Below are 19,287 nucleotides of genomic sequence, written 5' to 3' on the forward strand. Positions count from 1 at the left end.
AGATGAAATTCAGTGAATCTTGGCTTCGTGAATGGGTTAACCCATCGATAAGTCGTGACGCATTATCACACCAAATTACCATGGCAGGTCTTGAAGTCGACGGCGTTGATCCCGTAGCGGCTGATTTTAGCGGCGTGATTATTGGTGAAGTGGTTGAATGCGGTCAGCATCCAGATGCTGACAAACTACGTGTAACTAAAATCAATGTGGGTGGCGATGAGCTTATCGACATCGTATGTGGCGCACCAAACTGCCGTTTAGGCTTAAAAGTTGCGGTTGCTATGGTGGGCGCAGTATTGCCTGGCGATTTTAAAATTAAAAAAGCCAAATTGCGTGGCCAGCCATCAATGGGCATGCTTTGCTCATACGGTGAACTTGGTATCGATATCGAAAGCGATGGCATTATTGAGCTACCAGCAGATGCGCCATTAGGCATTAATGTGCGTGAGTTTTTACAATTAGATGATGCCATTATTGATGTTGACTTAACTGCCAACCGTGCTGACTGTTTAGGCATGGCTGGTCTTGCGCGCGAAGTGGGCGTATTAAACCGTCAAGCAGTGACAGAGCCGACTTGGCAAGCTGTGAGCGCAACGATTGATGTCCCATATAGCATCAATGTAGTCTCGCCTGACTTGTGCCCACGTTATTTAGGCCGTGTGGTTAAAAATATCAATGTGAAAGCGGCAACACCACTATGGATGCAGGAAAAGCTGCGTCGTAGCGGTATTCGCTCAATCGACCCGATTGTCGATATTACTAACTATGTGTTGATTGAATTTGGTCAGCCCATGCACGCCTTTGACTTAAACACCTTAAATGGCGGTATTACCGTTCGTTTAGCGGATGGCGTTGAAAAGCTAACGTTACTCGATGGTAACGAAATTACCATCCCCAACGACACATTAGTGATTGCCGATGACAAACAAGCTGTTGCGCTTGCAGGTGTCTTTGGTGGCGAAAGCACAGGTGTGAATGAAAACACTCAAGACATCTTGTTAGAGTGTGCATTCTTTGCACCACTTGCCATTATGGGTAAATCTCGTCGCTTAGGCTTACACACAGATGCCTCACACCGATTTGAACGTGGTGTAGACCCAGAGCTTCAACATAAGGTAATGGATCGCGCTACACGTCTTGTATTGGACATCTGTGGTGGCGAAGCTGGCCAAGTGATTGAAGCGGTTTCTGCTGAGCATTTACCGAAAGCGGCAACCATTACATTACGTCGTAACAAGTTAGACAAAACTTTAGGTCATCACATTCCTGATTCTGACGTTGTGGAAATTTTAGAGCGTTTAGGCTTTAACGTTGAGGCGGCTAATGATTCATGGCAGGTTACTACCGCGACGTACCGCTTTGATATGGCGATTGAAGAAGATTTAATCGAAGAAGTGGCGCGTATTTACGGTTACAATAACATTCCGAACACCGCGCCACAAGCTGCGTTAACAATGCCTGATCACAAAGAAGCGGATATTTCGCTTAAGCGTGTTCGTAGTGTTTTTGTTGCCCGAGGCTTCCAAGAAGCAGTGACGTACAGCTTTGTTGACCCTAAGATGCAAAATATCGTGCATCCAGGTGAAAAAGCCATGGTATTGCCAAACCCGATTTCTATTGAAATGTCGGCCATGCGCTTGTCAATGTTTACCGGTTTACTGACTGCAGTGGGTTATAACCAGAGCCGTCAGCAAAATAGAGTACGATTATTTGAAACGGGTTTACGCTTTGTTCCTGATGCACAAGCAGATTCTGGTGTTCGCCAGCAAGCCATGCTGGGCGCGGTTATTTCAGGTGTGCAAAACGAAGAACATTGGTCAATGGAATCGAAAACTGTCGACTTCTTTGATTTAAAAGGTGATTTAGAAGCAATTCTCGGCTTGACAGTTGCCGCTTCTGAATTTAGTTTTAAAGGGGCAACACATCCTGCGCTGCATCCAGGTCAATGTGCTGAAATATTAAGAAATAATCGAGTCATTGGTTACATCGGCGCTATCCATCCAAGTTTGGAAAAGCCGTTTGGACTCAATGGCAAAACAATTGTTTTTGAGTTAGAACTGGATGCATTATTGCACGCCCGTTTGCCGCTAGCCCAAGCTGTATCTAAGTTTCCTGCTAACCGTCGTGATATCGCGCTAGTAGTAGACGAAGCAGTTTCTGCAACTGATGTTATGAATTTGATAAGAAAAGTTGGCGAAAATCAGTTGGTTGGCTTAAACTTGTTCGATGTATACCAAGGTAAAGGTGTTGAGCCTGGCAAAAAGAGCCTCGCTATCGCACTTACATTACAAGACACTACTCGTACACTTGAAGAAAAAGATATTACCGAAACTATGGATTCAGTATTATCCGCTCTTAAGACCGAGTTCAACGCATCGTTGAGGGATTAAAGTATGGCACTTACCAAAGCCGAAATGGCAGAACATCTTTTTGAAACATTAGGCATCAACAAACGTGTCGCTAAAGAGATGGTAGAGTCTTTTTTTGAAGAAATTCGTGAAGCACTCGAAAGTGGTGAGCAGGTCAAGCTATCTGGCTTTGGCAACTTTGACCTTAGGGACAAGAATCAAAGACCGGGAAGGAACCCGAAAACTGGTGAAGATATTCCCATTTCTGCTCGTCGTGTTGTAACTTTCCGTCCTGGACAGAAGTTAAAAGCACGCGTTGAAGCGGCAAATTCGGGTAAGAAATAGATCACTGGTTAATACGCCAAATCCGTTTACTGGATCTGTATTACTAAGAGCCACTCTTTATTGAGTGGCTCTTTTGTTTTTGAGTTTGCCACAGGATTGGTATAATCCTAGATATCAACCTTAAGTGTGTATTGTTCGTGCACGTTCATTTGGAGTGTTCTTTTGTCTCGAGAAACAAAACATTTTGATACCCGCTTTAAAATGGCCTTATTACATCCCCGTTATTGGGCGACATGGCTAGCCATAGCGGTATTGTTTTTATTTGGTATTTTACCCGCCACTGTGCGTGACCCTATTGCCAGGTTTTTGGCGGTCATTGTGATGAAAGTAGCCAAAAAGCCCATCAATATTGCCCGAATTAATATCAGTCATTGTTTTCCTGAATGGTCGGAAGCAGAGGTTGCAGAGTTAGTTAAGCGGAATGTGCGTATGTTTGTGTTGGTGCTGCTTTCACAAGCGGAATTGCTGTTTAGATCTACGGCTCATTTAAAGCGTCGTATCCAAATGAATGGCTTTGAGCACATCAAAGCGGCCAGAGATGCCGGACAGCCAATAATTTTTATTATGCCTCATGTTTGGCCAATGGAATACGCAGGGCTGCGTGTCAACATGGAGATTCCTTTAGTAACGATGGCAAAAGCACATCGTAACGGTTTGTTTAACTGGTTTAGTAATCGTATGCGCACTAGCCAAAATGGCCGTGTGTACATGCGTGAAGCGGGGATCCGCGCGTTATTAGCCGAGCTTAAAAAAGACAACAGCTTCTTTTATTTACCCGATGAAGATTTAGGACCAGATAAAAGCGTATTTACGCCGTTTTTAGGTACAGTAAAAGCGACATTACCCGTAGTGGGTCGTCTTGCTCAAGCGGGCAACGCCCAAGTGATGCCAGTAAATATTGGCTATAATGAACAAGCTAAGCAATTTGTTATGACGATAATGCCCGCGATAGATCCACAAGATATGGCAGGTAAAGAAAACGAAGCGTTGGCGTTAAACAAAGCGGTTGAGCAGGTGATTAAAGCTTACCCAGAACAATACATGTGGTTTTTAAAGCTGCTTAAAACGCGCCCGCCAGGCGAGCAGCGGTTTTACTAAAACACGCATTACCATAGCGTTAAAGATGAGCTAACAAGCTCAACAATACTGAATATAAGAACAATAAGAGGTTTATATGGATTTTAATGAATTGTTATCAGCCTTATCGTTTGTGGTGTTCACTTATGACACCCGGCCGATCACATTGCTGCAGCTGTTGCAAGTGCCGTTATACATCTTTTTAGCCTGGTTTATTATTACTCGTGCCGGTCGATTGATTGTTAAAGCCTTAAAACGTCGTAATGTTGGAGCTGATGCAATCCATTTGTTCACCCGCATGTACTTTATTATCAGTATTGCGGTGCTGGTGTTTACCAGTATGGAGATTTTAAATATTCCATTGACCGCGTTTGCGTTTGTGTCTGGTGCGATTGCCATCGGTGTTGGTTTTGGTGCGCAAAATATCATTAATAACTTTATCAGTGGTTGGATTTTAATGTGGGAGCGGCCAATCCGTATTGGCGACTTTTTAGAAGTTGGTGAAGCCCGCGGTGTGGTTGAGTGTATTAATACTCGATCAACCTTGATACGCCGTAATGATGGGGTACACATGTTGGTGCCAAATAGCCAGTTACTTGAAAACACCGTAACCAACTGGACTTTGATTGATAAAAATGCACGTACATTTGTTCGTGTTGGTGTCGCTTACGGTTCGGATGTAATTAAAGTTCGCGAGCTGATTTATCAAGTTATTGCAGAACGAGATGATATTTTACCGCAACCTAAACCCTCTGTCTTATTTGAGGACTTTGGCGACAATGCGTTGATTTTTGACTTGATATTTTGGGTCAGCGCCGTATCAGAAACTGATATTCGCCGTCGTCGTAGCGAAATTCGCTTTAGAATGTATGAGTTGTTTAATGAACATCAAGTGGTCATAGCCTACCCACAACGTGATTTACATGTTGATGGCAATTTAACGATTACTCAAAGCCATAAAAACTAAATGCTAACCATTTTGAAATAATAAAAAAGACGCCGCGGCGTCTTTTTTGTTGTTTATTTAGCAGCACTAAAGCATGGCTAAATGGATGCTATTGGCTGGCTTTGGTGTGACGATCCAATAAATTTTTATTGATATCAGCCATTGATAGTCCTTGGTCTTCAAGTAGCACAATTAAGTGATACATCAAATCAGAGGCTTCATTGACCAGCTCTTCTTTGTCGTGAGTGGCTGCAGCAAGTGCGGTTTCTAAGCCTTCTTCACCGACTTTTTGGGCAATACGCTTCGTACCACGTTCAAACAATGACGCGGTATAGCTTGAGTCTGCACTTTGGCCTTTACGTGAAATAATCAAATTGGTCAGATTATCAATAAAAGGGTGGGCGTTACCGTCTTTCCAGCAGCTTTCTGTGCCTGTGTGGCAGGTTGGGCCGTTGGGAATGACTTGCACTAAAAAGCTGTCGTTGTCGCAGTCTTTGTCGATAGCGATAAGGTCGAGTGTATTACCTGAGGTTTCACCTTTGGTCCATAAACGCTGCTTAGAGCGGCTAAAAAAGGTAACCTGCTTAGTGGCTAGAGTTTTTTCTAAAGCCGCCTGGTCCATGTACCCAAGCATCAGCACTTTGCCTGTTAGGTGATGTTGAACCACCGCTGGGATCAACCCTTGTTGTTTATCCCAATCTACGTTCGTGCTGTCAAATACGATATCAGTCATTAAAATTCTCTTTTTTAGGCAACGTTATAAACGAATGGCGATGTTATTGGCGTGTAAGTATTGCTTTAACTCACCAATATCAATAATGCCTTTATGAAATACGCTTGCGGCTAATGCAGCATCAACTTTGGCCTGTTCAAATACGGTTTTAAAGTGTTCCATGGTGCCAGCGCCACCAGAGGCAATTAACGGCACATCACAAATAGCGCGTATCATGCTGAGTTGTTTTATGTCGTAACCGCCACGTACGCCGTCTTGGTTCATCACGTTAAGCACGATTTCACCACAACCACGTTTTTGTACTTCTTCAACCCAGTCTTGAGTATACCATTGGGTGTCTTTGGTCGCGGCTTCATCGCCAGTAAACTGTTTGACTTTATAGCTATCGGTTGCTTCGTCGTAGTATGAGTCAATTCCAATCACAATACACTGACGACCAAACTCATCTTGCAAGCGCGAGATCAAGCTTGGATCGGTTAATGCGGGTGAATTGATTGATATTTTGTCGGCACCAAAGGCCAATTTTTCCCGTGCCTGTTCAATGGTTTTAATACCACCGGCTACACAAAAGGGAATATCTATTTGCTCCGCGACGCGGCTCACCCAGGACTTATCGATAACCCGATCGTGGGCACTGGCGGTAATGTCATAAAACACCAACTCATCTGCACCTTCTTCGGCATAACGGGCGGCGAGGGGAACGATGTCACCGACAATTTCGTGGTTGCGAAATTGTACGCCTTTAACCACTTTACCTTCACGAACGTCAAGACAAGGAACTATGCGTTTGGCCAGCATTGTATTGCCTCCTCAACGGTAAATTGATTAATCAACAAGGCTTTGCCGATAATAATGCCCGATGCTTTGCTGTCGCGTACGGCTGCAACATTGTCGAGAGTGGCGATACCGCCAGAGGCTTGCCACAGAATGTGAGGGTAAGTAGCTGCCAGCTCTGTATAAAGCTCGGTATTGGCGCCGGTTAAGGTGCCATCACGGCTGATGTCAGTGACGAGGGCATGCTTTAAACCAACGGTTTCAAACTCCGCGACTAATGATTCCAATGACTTACCGCCACCTGATTGCCAGCCTGATACCGCGACAATTTTTTCGCCTGCGTCATTAATATTAACATCAAGCGCTAAACAAATGGCATCGCTGCCGTATTTTATAAACCAGCTTTTAACCAGTTCAGGTTCTTTAACAGCTAGAGAGCCAATTACCACGCGTTTAACACCAATATTAAGCAGTTCTGCGACTTGTTCTTCACTGCGAATACCACCGCCTACCTGAATATCAACATTGAGCCCTGCGGCTAATTCGCTGATCAGTTGGGTTTGACGCTTGTTGGGATCTTTTGCGCCAGTGAGGTCAACAATGTGCAGTAACGTAGCACCTTGTGCTTGATAAGACTGCAATTGTGCCAGCGGGCTTAAGTCAAAGGTGGTTTGTTTGTCGTAGTCGCCCTGGTATAGGCGCACCACTTGGCCGTCAATTAAATCTATGGCAGGAATAATCACTGTGGTGTCCCCATATTTAGAAAGTTTTGTAAAATTTGAGCACCGACTTTAGCGCTCTTTTCGGGGTGAAATTGCACCCCAAAAAAGTTATCTTTGCCAATGGCGGCACTGAATGATTCGCCATAAGTGCTGCTGGCTAACGTGTACTCACTAATGGGCGCGCGGTAGCTGTGAACAAAATACACGTAGCTGCCATTTTCAATCCCGCTAAATAACGGATGATCGCCTACATCAATTTGGTTCCACCCCATGTGCGGCAATGGCAAGCCTTTGCTGTCAAGATCGCCAATGTCAGTCAGTACTAGGCCTAAACAGGTAATATCTTGCTCGCTACGCCCGCCATGCTCATTTGATAAACTGGCAAGCATTTGCATGCCAAGACACACACCCATGACCGGCTGAGTTAAACTTTTAATCAACTCGATTAAGTTTTTTTGCTTTAATGCATCCATCGCGGCGCCGGCGGTGCCCACACCTGGCAGTACTACGCGCGCAGCGCTGCGAATAACATCAAAGTCAGCACTGACAACGACATTGGCGTTAAGACGTTCAAAAGCGAATCGTACAGAGCTTAAATTGGCGCAGCCAGTGTCGATAATCACTGTGAGGTCATTGCTTGAAGAAACAGATTGTTGTGTCACGTTAGCTCCTTACAGTACGCCTTTGCTTGATGGCAGTATGTCGCCTTCGACTTTCACCGCTTGGCGAAGCGTGCGGCCTAATACTTTAAATAGTGCTTCCACTTTGTGGTGGTCGTTATCACCTGTTGAGCCAATGTGCAGTGTGCAGCGAAGACCGTCTGCAAATGAACGGAAGAAATGCGGTACCATTTCGGTAGCCATTTCGCCGACCATTTCACGGTCAAAATCAGCCGTGAATTTAATGAATGGACGACCAGAAATGTCCATTAAACATTCGCCGCTGGCTTCATCCATTGGTAAGCTAAAACCAAAGCGAGCAATGCCCCGTTTGTCGCCGAGAGCCTGGCGGATAGCATCACCAATGGCAAGCGCGGTGTCTTCGACACTGTGGTGATCGTCAATTTCTAAATCGCCGTCGACGTGCACGTCCATTTTGAAATTACCGTGGGTTTGGATTTGGTCAAGCATGTGATCAAAAAAGCCGATACCGGTTTCAATTGAACCTTTGGTTTGACTGTCTAAGTCAATGGTGACAGTGATGTCGGTTTCTTTGGTGGTGCGCACTACCGTCGCGATACGACCTTTGCTCAATAGGGCATTTGCAATGTCATCCCAGTTAAGGCTTTGACGGTCGTATTTAAAGCTTTTAATGCCCATGGCATTGGCAAGCTCAACGTCAGTTTCACGATCGCCAATTACGGCAGAGGTGGTAAAATCAACTTTACCTTGAGTTAAGTAGTCTTTCACCAGGCCAAGCTTTGGCTTGCGACAACTGCAGTTTTCGTCATTAAAGTGTGGGCAAATCACCACATCGTCAAACTTAACACCCTGGCTGGCAAAGATTTGCATCATCATATCGTGCGGGGCATCAAAGTCTTCTTTTGGAAATGAAGGCGTGCCTAACCCGTCTTGATTACTCACCATCACTAAGCGAAAACCTGCTTTTTGTAGCTTGAGTAATGCTGGAATCACTTGCGGCTCAAAAACCAATTTTTCTAAGCTGTCTAATTGCTTGTCGATTGCAGGCTCTTCTACTAATGTGCCATCGCGGTCGATGAATAATATGTTCTGTTTCATGTGACTACCTTAACAATAGGGTGTAATTTTTATAATTAAATTTTACAAGTTTTAAATAGGTTCATGCCGCTGAGCCGTCAAACAACGCAACAATGGCATTGGTTTGTTGCTCGTTGGTAAAACTAAAGCGGATAGCATCAGCTAAGCGTGGATCTTTATATGCACGGGCAACAATACCTGCCTCACGTAACCGCTCAGCTACGCTGACAACATCGTCAAACTTGGCTAATACATAGTTACCTTTTGCCGGCAGAACGTTAGCGCCAAATGAACTTAATGCAGCACTTAACCGTTGACCTTGTTCAACCAAACTGGCCACTTGAGTTTGCATGGTGTCGATGCCCTGTGAGCTTAATGCTTTAGTTGCCAATTCAGACACGGGTAAAGGTACTGGATAAGGTGCAATCACTAACATCACTAAATCGATAATGGCATCATTGGCTAACATAAAACCACAACGTGCGCCGGCCAATGCAAAAGCTTTAGATAACGTGCGCAATACCACAAGGTTAGGGTAGGTGCCAAGTAAGTCTGCCACGCTGTATTGTGGGCAAAACTCAATATAGGCTTCATCAACCACTACGATGGCATTGGGTGCAGCTTGAATGGCTTGCTCAATGTTCTCTTTTGATATCACCGTACCCGTTGGGTTATTTGGGTTGCAAATAAATACGATTTTAGCGGCGCCAATTTGAGTTGGCCATGCCTGTGGCAGCTGATAATCATCGGTTAAACTTAATGCGGTTACCCCAACGTTAAACGTGGCAGCGCTAATGGCGTACATGCCATAAGTGGGACCAAAACAGGCAATACTGTCGACACCGGGCGTACAAAAGGTGCGGATTAACAGTTCAATGGCTTCATCTGCGCCGCGACTGGCAACAATGTTACTCGCCTTTACACCGGAATAGTGACTGTACGCATTAATCAGCTCAGGAGGTTGGCATTCTGGGTAACGGTTCACCTTATCTAAATCACTGTTATTAAACGGTGATTCGTTGGCATTGATCCAAATGTCGCCACGCCCGCCGATACGTCTGGCGCTTTGGTATGGCGTTAATTGTAGTAATTCGGGTCTGGCCAACTGTTTTGGGTCAAAAGGCGCTGCGGTGTTTTGGCTCATGGCTATGTTCTCTAATTCACTAAATTATCATTATTGTAGGCTGGCTAAACGAACCGCAATGGCATTTTTATGCGCATCTAACAATTCATTTTCAGCAAGTACCATGACGCTTTGACCTAAGGTTTGTAACCCTTGCACGCTCAACTCTTGCACTGTAAAACGACGGCTAAAGTCGGCTAAAGACAAGCTTGATACTGAGCGGCTATAACCATAAGTAGGCAGCACGTGGTTGGTACCACTGGCATAATCACCTACCGACTCTGGTGTATAAGCGCCTAAGAATACTGAGCCAGCACCGCGTATTTGTTTAAGCACATCACGGGGCGCATTGGTTTGAATAATCAAATGCTCTGGGCCATATAAGTTGGACACTTTAGCCGCTTCGCCCATGTCACTGACAACAATACTGCGGCTGCATTCAAGTGCGGTTGCGGCAATGTCTTTACGGCTCAACTGCGCAAGTTGTTCAGTTAACGCTTGGTTGACCGCTTTTGCTAAATCAACTGAGTCAGTCACTAACATGACTTGTGAATCAACCCCATGTTCTGCTTGTGACAATAAATCAGAGGCCACGAATGCTGGATTGGCATCTTTGTCGGCAATGACCAGCACTTCAGAGGGACCAGCTGGCATATCTATCGACACGCTGACACGATTGTCTTGCGATACTAAACGTTTAGCTTCGGTGACATATCGATTCCCTGGGCCAAAAATTTTATCGACGTTTGGCACAGATTCGGTACCAAATGCCAATGCCGCAATAGCTTGAGCGCCACCGACCTGGAATATATCGGTAATCCCACATACATTGGCGGCATAAATAATCGCATCATTAATGGGCGGTGGGCTGACTAAAACACGTTTTTCGCAGCCGGCGATTTTTGCGGGTAACGCTAGCATCATCACGGTCGAAATCAGTGGTGCTGTACCCCCTGGAATGTATAAGCCTACACGTTCAATTGGCTCACTTCGAAGCTCACAACGCACTCCCGGTTGGGTTTCAATATCGACACCATTAAACATTTGGGCGTTATGGAATGTCTCAATGTTGGCAACAGCTTGTGCTACAGCTTGCTTTACATCGTCACTGACACGGGCACATGCTGCACTGATTTGCTCAGCCGTTAACGCAAGCTCGGTCAGTTCAACGCCATCGAAACGCTTGTTAAAGTTGATTAACGCCGCGTCGCCTTGGCTGCTAACTTGTTCAATAATATCGCGCACACCTTGCTCAACACTGGCGTCACCGATTAATGGCGAACGCGCTAACGTTTGTTGCTGCTCAGTAGAAGATAAAGACGCCCAATCGAGAATTTGCATCTGTGTTACCCCATCATTTTTTCAATTGGCATCACAAGAATTGAACTTGCACCCAGTGCGGTTAACTCTTCCATCGTGTCCCAGAATAAATCTTCTGTGCTCACTACGTGAATAGCCACACGATTGGTATCATCATTTAATGGCAATACAGTTGGGTTTTCAGCACCTGGAAGTAGGGCAACGATTTGATCTAAGGTTTCTAGTGGTGCGTGTAATAAAATGTACTTACTTTCGCGGGCACGAATAACACCATTAATACGCGATAAGATTTTATTAATGAGCGCTTGTTTTTCAGTCGATTGAGTTTTGTTAGACTGGATAATACATGCCATTGAGCGGTAAATGACTTCAGTTTCATATAAACCGTTTGCCTCAAGTGTGGCACCGGTTGACACTAAATCACAAATGCCATCAGATAAACCCGCACGAGGCGCGACTTCTACAGAACCTTTTAACATACAGTCGCTGTAGTTAATGCCTTTTTCTTGCATAAAACGACGCAGCAGATTTGGGTAAGAAGTGGCAATACGAAGGCCTTCAAGCGAGTTCGCGTCTTGGTATTTAAACTCATTAGGCACAGCAAGTGATAAACGGCATGAACCGAAATCTAACTCACGCAATTTTGTAAACTCAGCCGGCTTGTTGGCTAGTTGGCGTTCAAGTTGCTCTTCTTCAAGTACGTTTTCACCAATGATGCCGAGGTCAACAACGCCGTCCATGACTAAGCCTGGAATATCATCATCACGAACGCGTAATAAATCGATTGGCATATTGTCTGCGTGAGCAATAAGGCGTTGTTCGTTGACGTTGAATTTAACACCACAACTTTTAAGTAGCTGCTGAGACTCTTTTGATAAACGGCCTGATTTCTGAATGGCGATGCGTAAACGTGTAGATTGGCTCATGTGATACTTCCTTAATGTGTTAAATATAAAATGTTGTAAATTTAAAAGCTTAAATAAAAATAAAACGATAGAAAACAAAAAACCCCTGAAATTCCTTCCAGGGGTTTATGTGAAAATATGTTCACCACCAGAAGGATAACGTCCTTCGGCAGTAAGCATCCGAAGGCTACCGCATATGGTGATGATGATGGATTGTAGTCACTTGGATGTTCATAATTGTTCTCTTAATGCTGTATTAACTAATCATTTTAAATGAGGATTTATTCACTCATTCAATATCGTGTAAATCGACTTGCAGTTAACTTAACCGCATTTATGTTCGTTTGCAATAGTGGATAAAGCATTAATGTCATTTTATTACCAGATTTTTTGCATAAGTTATGCTTTGTTGCTTATTGGCGATCAATTCGGTCCAATTAAGGATAAAATTTGAACGCCGTGATGTTAATTGCTGTTGGCAATAATGCAGTTAATATTACGCAAGATATTACGAGTGCTAACATTGTGTCATGTCATCATGGGGTTTGACTCTTGTGATATAACGGCCTACCGGTTCAGTTTAAGTCAGCCCAACATACGTGTAATGTTGCGTATACCCTGAGCATTATTGATTCGCCTTACAGGATAGAGTGTATTATCCTTTCATAATATAAAGCGTTACTCGAGGTGTATATGCATGAAGACCTTTGATTTAGTGGCACTTAAAGATGTGATGGATCTGATGTTAGATGCTGTTTGTGTGGTAAACAAAAAAGGCGATTTTGTCTTTGTCAGTGCCGCATTTGAAGATATTTTTGGTTATTCTCCAGACGAAGTCATCGGCAAACCTATGATTGATCATGTTTACCCGGACGATGGTGAAGTTACACTCAATGTTGTTGCCGGTTTATTGAATGGCAACCTTCTGCCTCGGTTTGAAAATCGTTGGATCCGTAAAGACGGCAGTATCATCCACGTTTTATGGTCTGCGCGTTGGTCTGAAGACCACCAATTTCGCATCGCCATTGCTCATGATATTACTGAGCGAAAACTGATGGAACAACAGCTTCATTATAGTGCCGGACACGACCCATTAACCGACTTGCCTAACAGGGCATTGTTTTTTGACCGTTTACAAGTTTCCCTTGGTTTAGCGCGTCGCGAAGTCTCTCACTTGTCTTTATTATTTATCGACATTGATGGCTTTAAACAAGTGAATGACAACTATGGCCACCTCATCGGCGACAAACTGTTAAAGTGTATTGCTCAACGTTTAAGTGATTGCGTGCGACATTCTGACACGGTAGGGCGTTTTGGCGGTGATGAGTTTGTTGTAGTGCTCAATGGTATTGATTTATTGACTGATGTATTGCTTGTTGCTGAAACTATTCGTGCAGAGCTTGAACGGCCATACCAACTCGAACAGCATAATTTACAGCTCTCACCCAGTATTGGTGTGGCGCGCTATCCAGAACACGGTGAAAACGAGCATCAATTACTCAAACATGCAGATAATGCCATGTACAAAGCCAAAAATGCGGGCGGCAACCGCATTGAAATTCAATAGAAATACGTTATTGGTAACAGTAATAACGTATTTTCAATGTAACTTTACTGATCATATCCTCGCTAACCCTATTCTCGCCAGTAAAACTCTCGCTAGAAAATGTTTTGCTAGTTAAGAGTGTCGATAGTCTCAGTATTGTTTATCACCAAATCTTGTTATGGATAAATGATATTCGATGAGGTGAGCTGTAACTGTATTTGACTGCTTATGTCTGCTTTTTGACTTGCCGTTAATTGCGTTGAATTATCAATGGCACTCAGTGCTGCGCGTTTATCAAATCCACTCCACACATTCACTGTGCTGACGATAGATTCTTCTCGTGAGGCTGAGTCGTTAATTTTCTCTGCGACATTAAAGGCTTGTTGAGGATCGCTTTGGCTGAGTTGATTTGCCCGTTGACGGTAGGCAATGTCTTTATTGTCATCAGATAGCATTTCTACCACCTGTAAAAAGCTCGATTCAGAATGTTCAGCTAGGGCATAACTGGCATTTATAATAATATCTCGCTGCACATTGGCATCGTAATTATCTATTCTGGCGAGCATCATATTGGGTTCAACGCTGGCGATTTCAGCTAATGCACTGTTGAAATAGTCTTGATTTAAATCGTAGGCTTGTTTTTGATTATTTAAAAACACTAATGCCGCTTCTGCATCGGTTTCAGCCATTTTACGTGAAATAATAAACACACCGCTAGCACGTTGTTCAGACGAAATGCCCTCTAACCAGTCGACAGCATCTTGAATGTTTTTTTCAACTAACTGATAGACCATCGAGGTTACCAAATAATTGGTTGATTCATTCAATGGTAATGATGAGATTAAATTTGCCGCTTCATTGGGAGACTGCTCAATGTAGTAGTACATGGTATTCAGATACATTTTTAAGGTCGATTGAGTTTCAGGTTGTTGTTTTAACCATTCAAAAGCACTGATAGCATCGGTACTGGCCCATGAATCGACAATCGACATCACAATAGACGATCTCATTGGTTCTACTGCTAACAGTTCAACATCGCTTAATGCTTGTTGTGGGTTAACAGAGGCTAAGCCGCGTAAGTAGTTGTCGAGTAACGATTCGAATAGCTCTGTACTTTTTTGCTGTTCAAGCCATGAAATCACGTTCGAAAATTGTTTTTTGCCGGCAATCTCTAAGATAAAGCCGTATAAATCTTCATGCTGAGTTTCTTGAGCAATGAGTAGGGCTTCTAAAGGATCTTGTTCTGCGAGCTGCATGATTTTGAAAATCGACATATACGGCGTTTCATCGGTATTTAATGATGCTTTTAGCGCGTCACGATCAAATTGTTTTTGCTCGATGAGTTGAGGCTGTTGTGGCGATGTATGGTTTGATGGTGCTGAAGATGTATGCTGTACTACCGTGCTTTGTTTTAAAACATTGGCACTGCTCGTGGTATTGTGAGAGTCGCTAGGCCAAAGCAGTGGGTAACTAACAAAACCGATACTCCAACTGATGACGACCACGATTAACCATTTCATTATTGCTTTTCCTTAAGCTGTATTTAAAGATTTCATGAGGTTTACGTTATTATGATGCAATTTAGATTGCAATGAAATGCTAAAATCCCAGGTTGGCAAAATGGAAAAGCCTTTTATGGTGAATCCGGGTACGCACTTCTGCATGCTATATGATTGTATATAAGGTGACTAACGGAACATTATGCGTAAAACAGATAAGAAAATAGATAACCAACTTAGGCAATCACTCACTGAAGTTTGCGATCATGCTTTGGCTGCATATACGGGATTTGAATGGTTAACACACACCGTTGACTTCAATACATTCCCTAAAAGTTTACGCATTGTGTGTGTGTTTGACACAGAGGCTCTTCTTACTCAATTTAACCATAATGGCCATAAACTTGAATTACTTCAGTTAATTAAAGGCACTTTGGCTAAAGATGGTATTATGCTCAACAATATCGAGCAACATGTCCAGTTTGATACCGAAGCTGCATGCGCACAACAACACCATGGCAATTGGGCATTACGCTTGAGCGGCGCCAATCAGTACCACTAATCACTGCCGCTAATCACTAGCTCTAAAATAAGTGCCGCTAATAAGTGTTATTTTATGAGTATGTCAATTGAGATGAATTATCCCTTACTCAGTTGCTTGAAGTTGTCTAGATGGTTATAAAAATGCAGTACATGAGCTAATTCATAATCTTGTTTAGTGAGTTCGCCATAAGCAAAATGCGGCGCTAATTGTCCTTGATATTGCGAAAAATCATGCAAGGATGTTATGAACCGAGCTAATGCTTGATGAGCATTAACGAGCGGTTCAAGCCTTGGTGCAGCAGGGATGGCTTCTGTAAGGTTGTGAGTCATTGCGCCTTTTGTGGCAAAAGCTGAAAATGCTAACGCACCTATGGTGTTTAAATATTGCTGATTTTTGCTGAGGAAATCCACTCATTGAAAACTCAACGCTTTGGGCACAATGTGTGAATACTTGCGCACTATTCCACTGACCTAGACTCAAGCCCGCGAGTTCCGCAACAGGAAGTACAGTAAATTGTTGCAGCTTAGATAATAATGCTTCAAGAGTTAGGTATTTTGCACCGACGCCTTGGCTTAACCAAACCGCACTCGCACCACTAACACCGACAAAAGTACCTATCATGCCCACTTTTAAAAATTGTCTACGCTGCATCGAGTATCCTTGTTAATCATGACGGCTGAGTGTCGCATATTTTTGAGCATACACTATCTCACAAACGTTATGACCATTAACATTGGGTATGTGGCGTAACACTAAGACATGAAATCGAAAATGCTGCAGTAGTGCGATATTGATATTCGCTATTCCAATGACTCATTTATCGTATTCACATTACTTATGCATAAAGTATAAATTGATGATTAGTGGTTGGAAGATGCAACCGTTATAAGCATAATACCCGTCCATTAAACCTTACTGTAATGCATCCTTTGAGGATATTTTGAGCTCAAGACTCACTCAAACCGTTATTCACCAATTTAGCGAACACGGCGCGTTAGCTAAAAATGTGCACAACTATCATAACCGTCAAAGCCAAACCGATATGGCTGTTGCGGTGAGTGAGGCTATTAGTCAAAAACATAACCTTATCCTTGAGGCCGGTACTGGTGTGGGCAAGACCTTTGCTTATTTAATCCCGGCATTGCTCAGTGGCAAGCAAGTGGTGATCAGTACGGGCAGTAAAAATTTGCAAGAACAGCTGTTTTTAAAAGACTTACCCGCCTTACTCACCATGTTAGATGTACATGTACCCATTGCATTGCTTAAAGGGCGAAATAACTATTTGTGTCAGTTACGACTAGCATCACAAATGCAACATGCCAGTCAGCATAGCGACTACTACATTGATGATTTACTTAAAATTAATCAATGGGCCCACTTAAGCAAAGACGGTGATATTGGCAATTTAACCTCAGTTGCAGAGCATTCTGAAGTTATCCCAAGTGTGGTAAGCACCAAAGAAAGCTGTACCGGGAAAAAATGTGAGCATTACGATGTGTGCTTTACGCGTAAAGCGCGATTACGTGCAATGGAAGCCAAAGTCGTGGTGGTTAACCATCACTTATTTTTTGCTGATAGGCTCCTTAAAGATACTGGCTTTGCCGAATTGTTACCTGATCCTGATGTGGTGATTTTCGATGAGGCACATTTGGTCCCAGACATTTGCATTAACTATTTTGGCAGTCATATATCAAGCCGCGAAATAGACACCTTGCTCAACGGTATTATTAAGCTGCATAAAACGGTCATTCGCGACAGCATTCAAATAGAGCAATTAGCCCAACGTGGCTTAGTCGCACTCAGTGAATGGCACAATGCGATGTACGACAATCAAGTGTCAGATTGGCGCAAAGTGTTAGCTAATAAGCCGTTAGCGACTGTGTCATGGGCATTGCAGCAAGCTGTGGCCGATCTAACTAACGTGATGACACATCATCTTGGCCGCGATGACCAACTTGATTTGGCCTTTGAGCAATTGCACGAACTTGCACAAAAGCTGCAAGATTATTTTGAATGCAAAGATCTGCAAGCTGCGTATAGCGTTGAATTGGGGGCACGATTTGTGATGCTCAGATTAAGTCCGATAAATGTGGCAAAGCAATGCCAGCAATTATTTGATGATAACACCCGCTGGATTTTTACCTCTGCAACCCTCCAAGTCAACCGCAGTTTAGGGCATTTTGCCACAGAGCTAGGCTTGGTATCGGCTAAACAGATTATCTTAGACAGTCCATTTGATTACCCAAACCAAGCGATGTTTTGTGTACCCAGGCACTTAGGTAAAGTAGGTCAGTCTCAACACACGGTAAAGCAGTTAGTCGATGTGTGTGTTCAAGCGATTAATGCTGCGCAGGGCAGAACGTTTATTTTGTTCACCAGTCACCATATGCTTGAGCAAGTTGCTTCAGCACTGCAAGGCCGTACAGCCTATCCACTGTTGGTTCAAGGGCAGGCGAGCAAACAAAGCTTACTCAATAAGTTTAGACAGCTAGGCAATGCAGTATTGCTTGGTACCAGTAGCTTTTGGGAAGGGGTCGATGTTCGAGGTAAGCTATTAAGTTGTGTCATCATTGATAAATTACCCTTTATATCGCCTGATGATGCCTTATATAAAGCGCGCGCAGCCAATGCTGAACGTCAGGGATTAGATCCGTTTAGCCACATATCATTACCCCAAGCGGTGATTAGTTTAAAGCAGGGTGTAGGACGACTTATTCGTGACGAGAAAGACCGTGGCGTGTTGATTTTGTGCGACAACCGTATTGTTAATCGCGCTTATGGCCAGGCTTTTATTAACTCACTGCCCCCGATGCACCGCACCCGTGATTTAGACCGTGCCTTACAATTTTTAAAACAGATCCCCTAAGCTTTTTAAAACGGCCTGTATCAGTTATCATATTGAGCTTATTTGAAGTTTTTTACTGGATAACCCATCATAATGCCTAAGCCGTTAACCATCCTCGCGCTTGATACCTGTACCGAAACTTGTTCTGCTGCGTTAACTGTCAATGACCAGGTCTTTTCGCTTATCGCAGATGCACCTCGTGAACATAGCCAGCGCCTATTGCCCATGGTTGATGACGTATTAGCTCAAGCTCAAGTTGCATTAGCAGATGTTGACTTAATCGCTTATGGCCGTGGACCTGGCAGTTTTACTGGTATCAGAATTTGCACCAGTATGACTCAAGGCTTAGCGCTTGGTTTAGATTTGCCTGTTATTGGTATTTCTACACTCGCGGCAATGGCGCAGGCTGCCATTACCGAAGCGGGCGCAACTCAAGTATTGTGCAGTATTGATGCCCGTATGAATGAAGTGTACTGGGGCCAATTTATTGCCAAAGAGGGTATTGCAACATTAGTGGGTGAAGAGCATGTTAGTGCGCCAGAAGCTCTCGAATTGCTACTTGACACTGAACACGCTATTCACGCTTGTGGTACTGGTTTTCAGGCCTATCCACAACTCTTGACCTTGGCTCCGCATATTACGTTATGCACAGCAGTGACTTATCCAGATGCAAAATACATGTTGATATTAGCGCAGCAAGGATATCAGCAAAATTTACACACAACGGTTGATGAACTCGCACCGGTTTATTTACGTGATACTGTGACGTGGAAAAAACTTCCTGGCCGAGAATAGCCTTTGGCGATATTTTGACTTATATTTAACAAACATCACAACAATTA

General features: G+C 43.6%; 17 protein-coding genes and 1 pseudogene. 8 read left to right on the forward strand and 10 right to left on the reverse strand.

The features are described 5' to 3' along the window. Positions 1–2: 2 nt before the first annotated feature. The 4 genes from pheT to AC19MV_RS01925 all read left to right on the forward strand — a co-directional run bounded on the left by pheT (position 3) and on the right by AC19MV_RS01925 (position 4,737). Positions 3–2,390 carry a phenylalanine--tRNA ligase subunit beta gene (gene pheT / locus AC19MV_RS01910; RefSeq protein ID WP_498305464.1) on the forward strand — a complete coding sequence of 796 codons (2,388 nt, stop codon included), beginning with the start codon at positions 3–5 and terminating at the stop codon, positions 2,388–2,390. A gap of 3 nt (positions 2,391–2,393) precedes the next feature. After that, the gene (ihfA, locus tag AC19MV_RS01915) at positions 2,394–2,693 is read left to right on the forward strand and encodes an integration host factor subunit alpha (protein ID WP_432399611.1); all 300 of its coding nucleotides are present in this window, start codon (positions 2,394–2,396) and stop codon (positions 2,691–2,693) included. Between the two features lie 162 nt (positions 2,694–2,855). Then, the gene (lpxM, locus tag AC19MV_RS01920; protein ID WP_498305465.1) at positions 2,856–3,791 is read left to right on the forward strand and encodes a lauroyl-Kdo(2)-lipid IV(A) myristoyltransferase; all 936 of its coding nucleotides are present in this window, start codon (positions 2,856–2,858) and stop codon (positions 3,789–3,791) included. A gap of 76 nt (positions 3,792–3,867) precedes the next feature. After that, positions 3,868–4,737: a mechanosensitive ion channel family protein gene (locus tag AC19MV_RS01925; protein WP_498305467.1), complete on the forward strand. Its 870-nt coding sequence runs from the start codon at positions 3,868–3,870 to the stop codon at positions 4,735–4,737. 88 nt (positions 4,738–4,825) lie between these two features. Here AC19MV_RS01925 and hisIE read toward each other — a convergent pair whose 3' ends face one another. From hisIE to hisG, 8 genes are all read right to left on the reverse strand, one after another. Beyond that, entirely contained in the window at positions 4,826–5,449 is a 624-nt protein-coding gene (gene hisIE, locus AC19MV_RS01930; protein WP_498305469.1) for a bifunctional phosphoribosyl-AMP cyclohydrolase/phosphoribosyl-ATP diphosphatase HisIE, read from the reverse strand. Positions 5,450–5,473: 24 nt separating this feature from the next. Next, complete coding sequence (gene hisF / locus AC19MV_RS01935; RefSeq protein ID WP_498299137.1) at positions 5,474–6,247, reverse strand: imidazole glycerol phosphate synthase subunit HisF; 774 nt, start codon at positions 6,245–6,247, stop codon at positions 5,474–5,476. Then, positions 6,229–6,966, reverse strand: coding sequence for a 1-(5-phosphoribosyl)-5-[(5-phosphoribosylamino)methylideneamino]imidazole-4-carboxamide isomerase (hisA, locus tag AC19MV_RS01940; RefSeq protein ID WP_498305470.1), 738 nt, complete (start codon positions 6,964–6,966; stop codon positions 6,229–6,231). The genes hisF and hisA overlap by 19 nt, the downstream gene beginning before the upstream one ends. Beyond that, a complete protein-coding gene (gene hisH, locus AC19MV_RS01945) occupies positions 6,963–7,607 on the reverse strand; it encodes an imidazole glycerol phosphate synthase subunit HisH (protein WP_498305472.1) in 645 nt (214 codons plus the stop codon). Before hisH ends, hisA begins: the two co-directional genes overlap by 4 nt. A 9-nt stretch (positions 7,608–7,616) precedes the next feature. Beyond that, a complete protein-coding gene (gene hisB, locus AC19MV_RS01950) occupies positions 7,617–8,684 on the reverse strand; it encodes a bifunctional histidinol-phosphatase/imidazoleglycerol-phosphate dehydratase HisB (RefSeq protein WP_498305474.1) in 1,068 nt (355 codons plus the stop codon). Positions 8,685–8,745: 61 nt separating this feature from the next. After that, on the reverse strand, positions 8,746–9,807 hold the full coding sequence (hisC, locus tag AC19MV_RS01955) for a histidinol-phosphate transaminase (RefSeq protein WP_498305475.1): 1,062 nt from the start codon (positions 9,805–9,807) through the stop codon (positions 8,746–8,748). 30 nt (positions 9,808–9,837) lie between these two features. Continuing rightward, complete coding sequence (gene hisD, locus AC19MV_RS01960; protein WP_498305477.1) at positions 9,838–11,127, reverse strand: histidinol dehydrogenase; 1,290 nt, start codon at positions 11,125–11,127, stop codon at positions 9,838–9,840. Between the two features lie 5 nt (positions 11,128–11,132). Next, positions 11,133–12,032 (reverse strand): ATP phosphoribosyltransferase, encoded by a 900-nt coding sequence (gene hisG, locus AC19MV_RS01965; protein WP_498299131.1) that lies wholly within the window; start codon positions 12,030–12,032, stop codon positions 11,133–11,135. A 676-nt stretch (positions 12,033–12,708) separates the two neighbouring features. Between hisG and AC19MV_RS01970 the strand changes: the two genes are divergently transcribed. Then, a complete protein-coding gene (locus tag AC19MV_RS01970; RefSeq protein ID WP_498305478.1) occupies positions 12,709–13,578 on the forward strand; it encodes a PAS domain S-box protein in 870 nt (289 codons plus the stop codon). A 155-nt stretch (positions 13,579–13,733) separates the two neighbouring features. Here the strand turns inward: AC19MV_RS01970 and AC19MV_RS01975 are convergent, their stop codons facing one another. After that, positions 13,734–15,077, reverse strand: a complete 1,344-nt coding sequence (locus tag AC19MV_RS01975; protein ID WP_498305479.1) for a hypothetical protein — start codon at positions 15,075–15,077, stop codon at positions 13,734–13,736. Positions 15,078–15,258: 181 nt separating this feature from the next. Here AC19MV_RS01975 and AC19MV_RS01980 point away from each other — a divergent pair, with 181 nt between their 5' ends. Next, positions 15,259–15,618 carry a Fis family transcriptional regulator gene (locus AC19MV_RS01980; protein ID WP_498305481.1) on the forward strand — a complete coding sequence of 120 codons (360 nt, stop codon included), beginning with the start codon at positions 15,259–15,261 and terminating at the stop codon, positions 15,616–15,618. Positions 15,619–15,695: 77 nt separating this feature from the next. On the opposite strand, the pseudogene AC19MV_RS01985 reads toward AC19MV_RS01980, so the two are convergent. After that, positions 15,696–16,251: pseudogene (locus tag AC19MV_RS01985) on the reverse strand (DUF1569 domain-containing protein). Between the two features lie 289 nt (positions 16,252–16,540). Here AC19MV_RS01985 and yoaA point away from each other — a divergent pair. Together yoaA and tsaB are read left to right on the forward strand one after the other, a co-directional pair. Then, positions 16,541–18,466 carry a DNA repair helicase YoaA gene (gene yoaA, locus AC19MV_RS01990; protein WP_498305483.1) on the forward strand — a complete coding sequence of 642 codons (1,926 nt, stop codon included), beginning with the start codon at positions 16,541–16,543 and terminating at the stop codon, positions 18,464–18,466. A gap of 72 nt (positions 18,467–18,538) precedes the next feature. Next, positions 18,539–19,240, forward strand: coding sequence for a tRNA (adenosine(37)-N6)-threonylcarbamoyltransferase complex dimerization subunit type 1 TsaB (gene tsaB, locus AC19MV_RS01995; RefSeq protein WP_498305485.1), 702 nt, complete (start codon positions 18,539–18,541; stop codon positions 19,238–19,240). Positions 19,241–19,287: the final 47 nt, after the last annotated feature.

It is taken from the genome of Shewanella sp. MF05913 (assembly GCF_059758095.1).

What these genes read in the sequence shown, in the direction of transcription:
- hisIE (WP_498305469.1), bottom strand. Translation starts at nt 5,449, where the DNA reads ATGACTGATATCGTATTTGACAGCACGAACGTAGATTGGGATAAACAA.
- ihfA (WP_432399611.1), top strand. Translation starts at nt 2,394, where the DNA reads ATGGCACTTACCAAAGCCGAAATGGCAGAACATCTTTTTGAAACATTA.
- hisG (WP_498299131.1), bottom strand. Translation starts at nt 12,032, where the DNA reads ATGAGCCAATCTACACGTTTACGCATCGCCATTCAGAAATCAGGCCGT.
- AC19MV_RS01980 (WP_498305481.1), top strand. Translation starts at nt 15,259, where the DNA reads ATGCGTAAAACAGATAAGAAAATAGATAACCAACTTAGGCAATCACTC.
- hisB (WP_498305474.1), bottom strand. Translation starts at nt 8,684, where the DNA reads ATGAAACAGAACATATTATTCATCGACCGCGATGGCACATTAGTAGAA.
- tsaB (WP_498305485.1), top strand. Translation starts at nt 18,539, where the DNA reads ATGCCTAAGCCGTTAACCATCCTCGCGCTTGATACCTGTACCGAAACT.
- pheT (WP_498305464.1), top strand. Translation starts at nt 3, where the DNA reads ATGAAATTCAGTGAATCTTGGCTTCGTGAATGGGTTAACCCATCGATA.
- hisD (WP_498305477.1), bottom strand. Translation starts at nt 11,127, where the DNA reads ATGCAAATTCTCGATTGGGCGTCTTTATCTTCTACTGAGCAGCAACAA.
- AC19MV_RS01970 (WP_498305478.1), top strand. Translation starts at nt 12,709, where the DNA reads ATGAAGACCTTTGATTTAGTGGCACTTAAAGATGTGATGGATCTGATG.
- AC19MV_RS01925 (WP_498305467.1), top strand. Translation starts at nt 3,868, where the DNA reads ATGGATTTTAATGAATTGTTATCAGCCTTATCGTTTGTGGTGTTCACT.
- AC19MV_RS01975 (WP_498305479.1), bottom strand. Translation starts at nt 15,077, where the DNA reads ATGAAATGGTTAATCGTGGTCGTCATCAGTTGGAGTATCGGTTTTGTT.
- hisF (WP_498299137.1), bottom strand. Translation starts at nt 6,247, where the DNA reads ATGCTGGCCAAACGCATAGTTCCTTGTCTTGACGTTCGTGAAGGTAAA.
- hisC (WP_498305475.1), bottom strand. Translation starts at nt 9,807, where the DNA reads ATGAGCCAAAACACCGCAGCGCCTTTTGACCCAAAACAGTTGGCCAGA.